This window comes from Schaalia canis, assembly GCF_003858455.1.
GTDB classification, from domain to species: Bacteria; Actinomycetota; Actinomycetes; order Actinomycetales; family Actinomycetaceae; genus Pauljensenia; species Pauljensenia canis.
In genome coordinates this window covers 492,761-505,173 of sequence record NZ_RQZF01000001.1, presented here as the reverse complement: position 1 = coordinate 505,173, position 12,413 = coordinate 492,761, and the positions used below count along the sequence as shown (strand labels likewise).

General features: G+C 59.8%; 11 protein-coding genes. All 11 read left to right on the top strand.

Annotated features, from left to right (window positions below):
* Positions 1-77: 77 nt before the first annotated feature.
* The 11 genes from rpsO to caiA all read left to right on the top strand — a co-directional run bounded on the left by rpsO (position 78) and on the right by caiA (position 12,397).
* Positions 78-347: a 30S ribosomal protein S15 gene (gene rpsO, locus EII11_RS02125; protein WP_124868065.1), complete on the top strand. Its 270-nt coding sequence runs from the start codon at positions 78-80 to the stop codon at positions 345-347.
* A gap of 211 nt (positions 348-558) precedes the next feature.
* Positions 559-2,925, top strand: coding sequence for a polyribonucleotide nucleotidyltransferase (locus tag EII11_RS02120; protein WP_124868063.1), 2,367 nt, complete (start codon positions 559-561; stop codon positions 2,923-2,925).
* Positions 2,926-3,163: 238 nt separating this feature from the next.
* Entirely contained in the window at positions 3,164-3,664 is a 501-nt protein-coding gene (locus EII11_RS02115) for a hypothetical protein (protein ID WP_124868061.1), read from the top strand.
* A 204-nt stretch (positions 3,665-3,868) separates the two neighbouring features.
* Positions 3,869-4,387, top strand: a complete 519-nt coding sequence (locus EII11_RS02110) for a hypothetical protein (RefSeq protein ID WP_124868059.1) — start codon at positions 3,869-3,871, stop codon at positions 4,385-4,387.
* Between the two features lie 144 nt (positions 4,388-4,531).
* Positions 4,532-5,830 (top strand): M16 family metallopeptidase, encoded by a 1,299-nt coding sequence (locus EII11_RS02105; RefSeq protein ID WP_124868320.1) that lies wholly within the window; start codon positions 4,532-4,534, stop codon positions 5,828-5,830.
* A 25-nt stretch (positions 5,831-5,855) separates the two neighbouring features.
* Positions 5,856-6,599 (top strand): 4-hydroxy-tetrahydrodipicolinate reductase, encoded by a 744-nt coding sequence (dapB, locus tag EII11_RS02100; RefSeq protein ID WP_124868057.1) that lies wholly within the window; start codon positions 5,856-5,858, stop codon positions 6,597-6,599.
* Positions 6,596-7,231 carry a GNAT family N-acetyltransferase gene (locus EII11_RS02095; protein WP_124868055.1) on the top strand — a complete coding sequence of 212 codons (636 nt, stop codon included), beginning with the start codon at positions 6,596-6,598 and terminating at the stop codon, positions 7,229-7,231. The genes dapB and EII11_RS02095 overlap by 4 nt, the downstream gene beginning before the upstream one ends.
* Before the next feature lie 137 nt (positions 7,232-7,368).
* Positions 7,369-8,265 (top strand): 4-hydroxy-tetrahydrodipicolinate synthase, encoded by an 897-nt coding sequence (gene dapA / locus EII11_RS02090; RefSeq protein ID WP_124868053.1) that lies wholly within the window; start codon positions 7,369-7,371, stop codon positions 8,263-8,265.
* Between the two features lie 643 nt (positions 8,266-8,908).
* On the top strand, positions 8,909-10,237 hold the full coding sequence (locus EII11_RS02085) for an MFS transporter (RefSeq protein WP_124868051.1): 1,329 nt from the start codon (positions 8,909-8,911) through the stop codon (positions 10,235-10,237).
* Positions 10,238-10,246: 9 nt separating this feature from the next.
* Positions 10,247-11,215 (top strand): acetyl esterase, encoded by a 969-nt coding sequence (aes, locus tag EII11_RS02080; protein ID WP_124868049.1) that lies wholly within the window; start codon positions 10,247-10,249, stop codon positions 11,213-11,215.
* A 48-nt stretch (positions 11,216-11,263) separates the two neighbouring features.
* The gene (caiA, locus tag EII11_RS02075) at positions 11,264-12,397 is read left to right on the top strand and encodes a crotonobetainyl-CoA dehydrogenase (RefSeq protein WP_124868047.1); all 1,134 of its coding nucleotides are present in this window, start codon (positions 11,264-11,266) and stop codon (positions 12,395-12,397) included.
* The last annotated feature ends 16 nt before the right edge of the window (positions 12,398-12,413 follow it).

Below are 12,413 nucleotides of genomic sequence, written 5' to 3'. Positions count from 1 at the left end.
GCCGTCATATCGGCCACGGAACGTATGCCCCACAGAAAAGCTGTGGAGCTCCGTGCAACGACATTAAGGAGAAGCCTGTGCCGCTGAGCAAGGACGTCAAGGACCAGATCATCGCCGAGTACGCTACCCACGAGGGCGACACCGGCTCCCCCGAGGTTCAGGTTGCGCTGCTGACCCGCCGCATCAAGGACCTCACCGAGCACTTCAAGACCCACAAGCACGATCACCACTCCCGTCGTGGCCTGCTCCTGCTGGTTGGTCGCCGCAAGCGCCTGCTGGGCTACCTGGCCGACATCGACATTGAGCGCTACCGCTCCCTCATCGAACGTCTCGGCCTGCGCCGCTGATTTGTCACCGGCCCGGATCCATCTGGAACCGGGCCGGTTCACTACGTAGAGGACAACGCCGCAGCCGACCCGGTTTTCGACAGTGGCTCACGGACCGCTCACACTGCGAACGGCAGATGCGCCGATGCCGTGGGCTTCGATCGAAGGCCGACTCGGGGCGTGACCTCTCTCCACTGATTTCCATAGAAGTAACACCAAGGAGAATTCCCCCATGATGGAAGGCCCCGAGATCGTCGCAGCAGAAGCGATTATCGACAATGGCCGTTTCGGCAAGCGCGTCGTGCGCTTCGAAACTGGCCGACTGGCCAAGCAAGCCGCAGGTAGCGCCATGGCCTACCTCGACGATGAAACCGCGATCCTGTCCGCTACCACCGTTGGTAAGCACCCCAAGGATCAATTCGACTTCTTCCCCCTGACCGTCGACGTTGAAGAACGCTCCTACGCAGCAGGCCGCATCCCCGGCTCCTTCTTCCGCCGTGAAGGCCGCCCCGGCACCGAGGCCATCCTCGCTGCCCGCCTCATCGACCGCCCCCTGCGCCCCGGCTTCGTCAAGGGCCTGCGCAACGAGGTTCAGGTCGTCGAAACTGTTCTGGCCGCACACCCCGATGACGCCTACGACGTCCTCGCGATCAACGCTGCCTCCATGTCCACCCAGATCGCCGGCCTGCCCTTCTCGGGACCCATCGGTGGTACCCGCCTGGCCCTCATTGACGGTCAGTGGGTGGCCTTCCCCCGCTGGTCTGAGCTGGAACGCTCCGTCTTCAACATCGTCGTCGCAGGCCGCATTGTGGTCGCTGAAGACGGCAGTGAAGACGTTGCCATCATGATGGTTGAAGCCGGTGGCGGCGACAACCAGTGGGAGCTGATCGCCGCTGGCGCCCCCGCTCCCACCGAAGAGGTTGTCGCTGACGGCCTCGAAGCGGCAAAGCCCTTCATCCGCGCCCTGTGCGAAGCCCAGATTGAAGTCGCCAAGACCGCATCGAAGGAAACCGCAGAGTTCCCCCTCTTCCTTGACTACACCGACGAGCAGTACGCCGCCGTTGAGAAGTGGGTAGGCGACAAGCTCGCTGCCGCTCTGCTGACCGAGGGCAAGAAGGCTCGTGAAGAAGCTGTTGACGCTGTTCGCGCCGACATGCTTGACGCCCTCGCAGAGGAATGGCCCGAGGACGAAAAGGAACTCAAGGCAGCATTCCGCTCCCTTGAGAAGTACACCATCCGTCAGCGCACCCTGCGTGAAGGTGTCCGCATGGACGGCCGTACCCCCACCCAGATCCGCTCCCTGGGTGCCGAGGTTGAAGTTCTGCCCCGCGTTCACGGCTCGGCCATTTTCGAGCGTGGCGAAACCCAGATTATGGGTGTCACTACCCTGGCAATGCTGCGCATGGAGCAGCAGCTTGACAACCTTTCGCCGGTGACCGCCAAGCGCTACATGCACCAGTACAACTTCCCGCCCTTCTCCACCGGTGAAACCGGTCGTGTGGGATCCCCCAAGCGCCGCGAGATCGGCCACGGCGACCTGGCAGAGCGCGCCCTCAAGCCCGTCCTGCCTAGCCGCGAAGAGTTCCCCTACGCTATCCGTCAGGTCTCTGAGGCTCTGGGCTCCAACGGCTCGACCTCCATGGGCTCGGTCTGCGCCTCCACCCTGTCCCTGCTGCAGGCCGGCGTCCCCCTGCGCGCACCCGTGGCCGGTATTGCCATGGGCCTGATGACTGGCGAGGTCGACGGCGAAACCAAGTCCGTGACCCTCACCGACATCCTCGGCGCAGAAGACGGCTTCGGTGACATGGACTTCAAGGTTGCGGGCACCGCTGACTTCATCACCGCCCTGCAGCTTGACACCAAGCTTGACGGCATTGACTCCCAGCTTCTGCGTGCGGCACTGGCTCAAGCCCGCGACGCTCGCCTGGCCATCCTCAATGTCATCAACGACGCAATCGACGGCCCCGATGAGATGAGCCCCCATGCTCCTCGCATCATCACCGTCCAGGTTCCCGTTGACAAGATTGGTGAGGTCATCGGCCCCAAGGGCAAGATGATCAACCAGATTCAGGATGAGACTGGCGCTGACCTGACCATTGAGGATGACGGCACTGTCTACATTGCCGCCACCGATGGCACCGCCGCTGAAGCCGCCCGCGCAATGGTGAACCAGATTGCTAACCCCCAGATGCCTGAGGTTGGCGAGCGTTTCGTTGGTACGGTTGTTAAGACGACCTCCTTCGGTGCTTTCGTCTCCCTGACCCCCGGCAAGGATGGCCTGCTCCACATTTCGCAGGTTCGCCGCCTCGTTGGTGGTAAGCGCGTTGAATCGGTCGAGGACGTCCTTGCTGTCGGCCAGCAGGTCGAGGTCGAGATCGCTGAGATCGGTGACCGCGGCAAGCTCTCCTTGCATGCTGTTGTTTCCGAAGAAATGGAAGCAGCCGCTCAGGAAGCCGCTGGCGAGGACGCTCCCCGTGAGCGCGCTGAGCGCGGTGAACGAAGCGAAGGCCGCCGTGACCGCGGTGAACGTCGTGAGCGTCGTCCCCGCACCCGCACTCGCCGCAAGCGTGAAGACTCTGACAGCGAAAACGCTGAATGAGTCTGACGGACTGAAACAGTCCTAGCAGCACCTCTTGACTGTGCCCGCAGCCCAATGATGTTGGGATGCGGGCACAGTTTTTCTCATGGAAACACCCACAGGGATCACCCTGAGCTGACCCTGAATTGGCCCCTAAAGTCCACGTCAGAGGCATTTTCAGCCCAAAAGCGGGGTTAAGGTAGAAGTCGTCAAAGAAAAAGTGCTCCCGATGCACTCGTCTACCACTGAGGAGAGAACAATGAGTGATTCACGCAATGGTCTTGTTACCACTGTCGCTGTCTGCGCAGCAGTGCTGGGACTGATCGTCGGAGGCTTGGGCGTCTTTTTCTTCGTCCCTGCACGCCAAGCTGCTGACATGCCAGCAAGCGAACCCTCGCAGGATTGCACGCTCATTGGCGCTGAAGGTGGGGTCAACATTGGTATTCCCACCGCCTCTGTGAAAGCTGGTAGCGAGATCGTTGTCAGCATCAATGACGGTAGCGAGACGGCCATCAGCTCCCGCACCACCGTCGACGATGCAGTGGAGGAGCAATTCGTGCGAATCCCCGTCGAGTACGACAAGGACACCGAACTGACCATCACTCTGACCTACACCGACGCCTCAGGCGCGGAAAAGACCGTGACGACAAAGGCGAACTCCGTCCTCGTTGAGCCCAACGGCCCCAATTGCGGACCGAGCGTTTACCAGGTCAACCTTGACCTCCAGGGAGATACACTCGTCGCTGTCAAAGGCGAGTGACACTCAACGAGCCAGCACCTGATGCCCGTGGTTTCCGCCCCGCAGCGAAAACCACGGGCATCAGACCTATTCCGCCGTCATTCGCTTTGAGAGGCAAAGACCGTATCAGCAGGTCTAGTAACAGTCCTGCACGCGGCCTGCAATGGCGTTGACCTGCACAGACAACTAGGCTGAAAGAAAAGCCGACAAAGAAGAGGCACAGGCATGGCAGAAGAACACAGCGCCCCCACAGCAGTAGTCGCAGTTCTCAGCGTCATTCTCGGTATTGCAATCGGAGCCGTTGGCACCTACCTCGTCCTAATCCCCCGAGCCTATCCCGGTCCCTCAAATAACAACGCGAACATGGATACTCCCACCATCGCCTGCACTGAAATCGGTGCTCAGGGTGGCATCACTATTGTTCTACCAGCTTCAGAAGCAACACCCGGCAGTAAAGCACGTCTGAGTGTTGACGACGGCAGCGGCAGCGTTCTCTCTGCAGAGATAACCACGAGCCCCACTGACAGTGGGGAGGACTACATCACCTTGCCCATTGACTACGGTTCAGACGACACCCTCTCAATCGCCCTCACCTACACCAACACTCAAGGCCACGAAAACACCCTTCAGACTCAAGGTCGGCCCGTCCTCGTCGAACCGAACGGACCCCAATGCCCGCCTCACGTCTACCAGCTCAACCTTGCACTGACAGGCGGCGCCCTCGTTCCGCAAAGCGATAGCTGAAGCCACCACAGAGAAAAGCGCAGTAGACTCGTGGAGAACGTCCCCACGCCCCATGAGGAACCTCCATTGAGCTCACCCTTCATTGAACTGCCGCTTTTCGACGAAACCCCAGCCTCTCCTAGCGGCACCACCCACCCCGCAGCAATGAGCTTCTCCGACGGTGACACCACCGTCACCCGCACCATCCTCCCCTCTGGAGTGCGCATCATCAGCCAAGATGTCCCCGCCACACGTTCAGTGGGCGTGAGTATGTGGGTCCCTGTAGGCTCCCGAGATGAACTCCCCGAACACGCGGGCTCAACACACTTCCTCGAACACCTCCTCTTCAAAGGAACAGCCGCTCGTAGCGCCCTTGACATCGCCTCAGCCTTCGACGGAGTCGGCGGAGAATCAAACGCGGGAACAGGAAAAGAAACCACCGACTACTGGGCGCGCGTCCTCGACGCAGACCTTCCAATGGCCGTTGAAACCCTCACCGATATGGTGACCGGGTCCCTGTTGACCCCCGAAGCCTTTGAAACAGAACGCGGCGTGATCCTTGACGAACTCGCCATGTCAGAAGACAGCCCCACCGAAGTCGTCCACGAAGCCTTCCAACTCGCGATCCACGGCGACACACCTCTGGGCCGACCCATTGGCGGCACCAGTGAAATCATCCAAGCCGTCCAACGTGACGACGTCTGGGCCCACTACCAGACCCACTACGCACCCAATAACCTTGTGGTGGCCGCAGCGGGCAATGTCAACCATGATGCCCTCGTTGAAAAAGTCATCGAGGAACTTGAGAAATCCTCCTGGGCAGACGCCATGACAGACTACTCAGTCCCGCGCCCCAGGCGCAGCACCGACAGCGCCAACGCCACCTACCGCAACCCCAGCGAAGGCCCAGACGCTGGCGACATCATCCGATACCGTGACGTCGAACAAGCACACATCGTCATCGGCACCCCCTCCATGCGTGTGGGCGACGAGCGCCGCCCCGTCATGTCCGTGCTGCTGTCAGTCTTGGGAGGGTCCATGTCCTCGCGCCTCTTCCAAGAAGTGCGCGAAAAGCGTGGCCTGGCCTACTCCACCTACGCCTTCGACTCGGCATACTCCGAAGCCGGCGCTTTCGGCATGTACGCCGGAACCTCGCCATCGAAACTCGCAGAAGTCGAACGCATTATGACCGATCAACTCCACCTGCTCGCCGCAGATGGCCCCACCGAAGAAGAACTCGTGCGTGTGCGCGGCCAGCTCCGTGGCGGCCTTGCCCTCGGTCTGGAGGACAACTGGTCGCGCATGTCGCGCGTCGGACGCTCCGAAATCCAGGGACGATACCTGACAGTCAGTGCAGCCCTGCAACGCCTTGAAGCCGTCACCGCCGAACAGGTACGTGAGCTGGCCACCGAACTGGCCTCCCACCCTCTACGCCGCGCGGTCGTCATGCCGAAAAACCGCTGAGCGCGCTACCCGACAGGAGACACCAATGATTCGAGTCGCTGTGATTGGCGCCAGTGGGCGCATGGGATCCACCGTTGTCGAGGCCCTCGCGGCCGCCCCCGACATGGAATGTGTCGCTCAGTGTGACGCTGACACTCCCATCGCCTCAGAAAATCTTGCCGGTGCGAGCATTGCCGTAGACTTCACAACCCCCTCTGCCACCGAAGGCAATGTGCACGCCCTCCTTGACGCCGGTCTGCACGTCGTCGTTGGCACCACCGGATGGGACGAGTCCTCCCTTTCCCGCGTCCGCGAACAGGCAACGCTAACGGGCCGCAACGTCATCATCGCACCCAACTTTGCGATCTCGGCCGTCCTCGCCATGCACTTTGCCGCCCTCGCCGCCCCATACTTTGAAAGCGCCGAAGTCATCGAACTCCATCACCCCAACAAAGTCGACGCCCCATCCGGCACGGCGCTCGCCACCGCGCAAAAAATCGCTCACGCCCGAGGCGCAGCAGAATGCGCGCCCATGCCTGACGCCACCACCTCCGACCCGCTGGGCGCGCGCGGCGGCCTCGTTGAGGGTGTCCCCGTCCACTCCGTGCGCCTGCGCGGCCTGGTCGCTCACGAAGAAATCCTGCTCGGTAACGCAGGGGAACAACTGAGCATCCGCACCGACTGCTTCGACCGTGTCTCCTTCATGCCAGGCGTCCTCCTTGCCGTGCGCTCCATTGAACGCCTGCCCGGCTTGACTGTCGGCCTCGATACTGTGATGGGACTCGTATGAGCGAGAACTGCTGCGACACTCACGCCGCCGGAGACCACCCCAGCGATTCTGTTACCACGGCATCTGCGGGCACCGACCGCACCGTGCGCGTAGCCCGCCCAGAAGATGCGCAAGCTATCGCCCAAATCCAACGCGCCGCACTACAGACACACATTGAAACAACGCTCACAGCGAAGAAAGCTACCGAGCAGGTCGAGAGCATCATTGCCGCACTGCCCGAAACGGAGGCATTCCACGCGCACTGGGCGCAAACCCTGAGCGAACCCGCCCCCGATGGATGCCACACCCTTGTTGCCATCCACGGACAGTCCGTTGGTGGATTCATCTGCGCAATCCCCGGCGAAGAACTGCCTGAAATCCCGCAAAAGCGTGCAGCCATCCCGGCAGGTACAGAGATCGTTGCCCTCGAAGTGAACGCGCATTTCCAGCGCTCAGGTCACGGGTCGCGCCTGCTCAACGCCTTGGCTGAAACCTGCAAAACCGCAAACCTGCGTATCTGGGTGGGTGCCGAGGACGAGGCGCGCGTGCGCTTCCTTCAAAGTGCGGGGTTTACTCCCTCGGGGTTGAGACGCCACCTGCAGATGCCCGGAGCTGTCGCGGACGAGCACCTGTGGTGGACGAGTCTGAGCTGAGCTAAGAAGGGCCAGTTCAGCGTTGTCTGGATCATAGGTCCCAGAGTGAGCGTTGCCGGTGGGGAGCGAGGCCGAAGAAGCAGGCTACATTGTGGACACCTGTGATGCGGCTCATGTGGGGGGCCTAGGGTGGGGGCATGACAACACAAGCGACACGCACATTTGGTTCCTTCGCTCCCGCAATGGTCACCCCATTTACCGAAGACGGCGCACTGGATGTTGAATCAGCCGTGCGTCTCGCCCGGAAGCTCGTCGATGACGGTTGCGACGCTATCCTCCTGTCGGGGACAACCGGTGAATCACCCACCACGCACCAGCCGGAAAAGAACGAACTCACTGCAGCGGTTGTCGAAGCTGTGGGCCGTGAGGTGTTTGTTTTCTGCGGAGCCGGATCAAACGACACCGCTCACGCTGTCCGAATCGCCCAAGGAGCCCAAGAACACGGTGCTCATGGCCTGCTTGTCGTCACCCCCTACTACAATCGCCCCTCTCAGGAGGGTGTCCAAGCCCACGTCCGCGCCATCGCTGACGCCGTTGACCTGCCGATCATGCTCTACGATATCCCCGGACGCACAGGCCTGGCGCTCAGCGATGAAACCATTGACTTGCTTGCGCACCACCCGCGCATCCACGCCCTGAAGGACGCCACCGGTAATGTTGCCCAGGGTGGCGAACGCCTGCGCCGCACAGGACTTGAATGGTACTCCGGCGATGACGCCCTCAATCTCGATTTCCTTGAAGCAGGCGGCTCTGGATCCGTCTCCGTTGTTGGGCACGTTGCCGCTCCCTACTACCGACGCATGACCGATGCTTTCGATCGTGGCGACCTGGAAGAAGCTCGCGACATCGTTCGCCAAGTTCAGCCTCTTGTTGACGCCATTATGGGTGGGGGACAGGGGGCCGTCATGGCCAAGTGGGCCGTGTACCTGCAGGGGACTATTGCCTCGCCCACTGTTCGCCTACCTTTGGTTGCCCCGCATGATGAGGAGATCGACCGACTCTCAACTGCAATGAAGGCATTGGGGCTGCTGTAGGTGTGTGTCGCACGTTTTAGTGCGTTATGTACGGCTTAGTGCGCAATGTACGTGGTGTGCCGCGTACATTGCGCACTATTGCGTACACAAGCCTCAGAGTGTAGAGCGCTTTTCCTGCGCTAAGGAAAAGTCGAATGAAATATTGCGTGCTGAACACTTTTTCTCTTAATTCAGCCCATAATAATGACCATCTGGTCACTTTGTAATGGAGAAAAAGTAAGTTGTGGGGGCTATTTTGTCAGACATCTGAGAAGTTGTGTGGCCGATTTTTTGAGAACTTTTGGCGAGTTTTATTTTGGGATAAATGGACTTAAATCGTCCAAAATGATGACGCGAGTGTCGTAATCCGCATCGCCGTGCGGAGAAGGCATTTTTGGACGCGAACTGTCCAAAATGCCTGATAAGAGCCTCGGGACCAAGGTCTAGGAGCCACCAAGGAAGGGTGGATAGGCTTTCTTCAAGACGTTCCACGGTGCTGACAAATGATCATGCTTCAACGATCAATGTCGATCTGAGTAAAGCCTCAATTTGTCGCTATTAAAGTATTTCATCTCTTTTTGGGGATGGTGTTAAAAAGCGAAGCATAGTGGGCGCCTAAAAGAAGCTCAATACCCCTGCCCTCACTGAAAGAAAGGTGGCCACAGTGCTGAGTCTGCTTACTCAGGAACGCCATGCGGATGACCTCTCACGCTTCCACCGCATCTTCTTGCTCATTCTGGTCTCCATCGGCAGCTCCATCATCTATACGCCCGCCTACCTCCAATACGTCTTTGACGAACCCCTCGGCAAAGCACTCATCGCATCAGGAGCAGCCAGCCAAGAAAACGTCGCCACCACCCTTGGTACGCTCCTGGCCGCCTACTCATGGACGGCACTGGTGTGCTACCTGCCCTCCGGCATCGTCGCTGACCGCGTCCGCGTCCGCACCCTGGCCTGGGTAGGCTTTGGCAGCACCGCACTGCTCACCTACTGGTACGCATTCTTCCCCTCCTACACCACCCTCATCGGCCTCTTCGTCGCCATGGGTATCACCACCATCCTCATCTGGTGGGGCATCCGCTTTAAGCTTGTGCGCCTCATCTCCGAAGAAGAAGGCTATTCGCGGAACATTGGCCTCTCCTACGGCTTCTACGGCCTGGCAGGTCTCATCCTCGGCTTCGTCAACGCCGCCATCGTCTCGAACCTGACCGACCAGGGAGACATTATCCCCATGCGCACCCTGCTCATCGTCCTGGGCAGCGTCATCATGGCCCTCGCCATCCTCTCCTTCCTTTTCATCCCGAAGTTCGAAGGTGAAATCGGCTCATCCGAAGGCGGATTCAACTTCACACAGCTCGGCCAAGTCCTCTCCAACCCCGTTGTCTGGCTGGCCGCACTCACCCTCTTCTTCGTCTACTTCTTCTACACCGGCGTCAACCAGACCACCGGCTACATGAATAACGTCATGAACATTGCCCCCGGCATCGTTCTTGTGGTCGGTACCGTCCGTACCTATGGCGTCTCCCTGATCTCGGCCCCCTTCTTCGGTGCAATCGCCGGAAAACTCGGCTCACCCTCGAAGGTCATCGGCGCAGGCTCCGTCGTTGTCATGATCGGCCTGATTATCTTCGCCTTCCTGCCCGCGCAAGCCTCCCTGGCCTACGTCGCAGTTGCCATGGCTATCCTCCTGGCCTTCATCGCCAACGGTGTCTTTGGCATCTGCTCCAGCCAGCTCACAGAAGGTAAGGTTCCTGTCAGTGTCTTTGGCACCGCCACAGGCCTGCTCTCAGTTATTGGATTCCTGCCCGACACTTTCTCCTACATCTGGTTCGGCTCCATCCGTGACGCCCACCAAGACAACCCCGCAGTGGCATACAACCAGATCTTCCTCATCCTGGCAGCAGCCGCCGCCATTGCTGCAGTCTGCGCCTTCGCCCTCGTCGTTGTTGCCCGCAAGCGCAACGCCGAAATCGACGCCGAACCCAACGCCTAAGGAACACTCATGGGGCACAAGTACGACGTTCCTCGCCTGTGGACCGAACAAATGGGCCGCGTGGTCGACACACAAAATGAGCTCGCAAAAGACGCCTACGTCACCGGCCAAAGCCTGGAAGACATGCGCCAGGCCTATCGGACAGAGCGCGCCTTCTGGAACGAGGGCGGCCCCAGCGTTGCCGTTGTCACCGACTACAACGCTCCTACTCGCTACGGGCAGGTGCGCGTACGCTACTACCGCCCAACTGCCGAGGACACCCTGCCCCTCATCGTCTACATGCATGGCGGCGGCTGGGTCATCGGGGACGTTGATACTCACGACCGCATTGCCCGCACCCTCTGCCACCTCACAGGAGCAGCGGTTGTGAGTATCGACTACACCCTGGCTCCCGACGCTCAGTTCCCTCGGCAGATTCACGAATGTGTCGACGTCGTGACGCACATTCGCGACAACGCAGAAAAATGGAGTATTGACCCCGAGGATATCTCCTTTGCAGGAGACTCCGCCGGAGCAAATATGGCCGTAGCAACCATGCTCATGATGCGTGACGAAGGCACTCTGAGCAGCGTTCGGACCATGCTGCTTTTCTACGGCGCCTACGGCCTGAAAGACTCCATGTCAATGCGCCTGCTGGGCGGAAGTTGGGATGGTCTGACCGAGGAGGACTACGCCTACTATCTTGGCCAGTATCTTCCCGATCTGGCCGACGTTGACGATCCCTACTTCAATATCCTCCGCAACGACTTCAGCCACGGCATCCCGCCAAGCTACGTCGTCGCCGCAGGCCTTGACCCCCTTCGGGACGATTCACGCACACTGGCAGAAATCCTCACCCTCTGCAGCGTTCCTCATCTCTTCCACGAGGTTGATGGCGTCATCCATGGCTTCTTGCACCACTCAAAGATGCTTGACCAGACCATGGAGGTTCTCAGCGAGGCCGCCAACTTCTACACCGACCACCCTCTTCACCCGTAACCCTTTGACTGGCGAGCGACGGCGCTCCTACACAGAAAGTGACTGGACATGGATTTTTCACTGTCTGAAGACCAACAACTCATGGTCGATGCCTTCACCGAACTCATGCGCTCACGCAACTGGGACAAATACTTCCACGAGTGCGACGTCAAACACGAATACCCCATCGAATGGACCGAAGCGATCTGCGAACTCGGCTTTGATCGCATCCTCCTGCCCGAAGAACACGACGGGCTTGGTGCCGACTGGGTGACCCTCACCGCAGCTTACGAAGCACTTGGCCGTGAAGGTGGCCCCACCTACGTCCTCTACCAGATGCCTTGCTGGGACACCGTCCTGCGCGAAGGCACTGAGGAACAACAAGAAAAGATCCTCTCCTTCGTCGGAACCGGCAAGCAGATGATCAACTACGCCATGACTGAGCCCTCGGCAGGCTCATCCTGGGACGACATGCGCACCACCTACACGCGTAAGGACGGCAAGGTCTACCTCAACGGACACAAGACCTTCATCACCTCATCCCTCCACGTCCCCTACCTGGTGGTCATGGCCCGCGACAGCGACAACATGGACACCTACACCGAATGGTTTGTTGACATGAGCCTGCCGGGCATCACCAAGGAACCCCTTGACAAGCTGGGGTTGCGCATGGACTCGTGCTGTGACGTCTACTTCGACAATGTCGAACTCGAAGAAAAAGACCTCTTCGGCACTGAAGGCAACGGCTTCCGCCGCGGCGTGGCGGACTTTGATCTTGAGCGTTTCCTTGTGGCACTCACCAACTACGGCCAGGCCTACTGCGCCTTCGAGGACGCCGCCAAGTACGCCAACCAGCGCGTCCAGGGCGGTCAGGCCATCGCCCGCCACCAGCTCATTCAACTGAAATTCGCTGAGATGAAGATTCGCCTGACGAACATGCGCAACATGCTCTACGAGATTGCGTGGAAGCACAGCCAGGGCCTGCTCTCACGCGGCGATTGCTCAATGGCGAAGTACTACTGCTCGCAGGCATCCTTCGAGGTCGTTGACCACGCCCTCCAGGTTCTCGCAGGCGTAGGCATCACCGGCGAGCATCGCGTCCAGCGCTTCTACCGTGATCTTCGCGTCGACCGCGTCTCAGGTGGCACCGACGAAATGATGATCCTCGCTGCAGGACGCTCCGCCCTGTACGACTACCGCTGACCGACACCACGAAAGG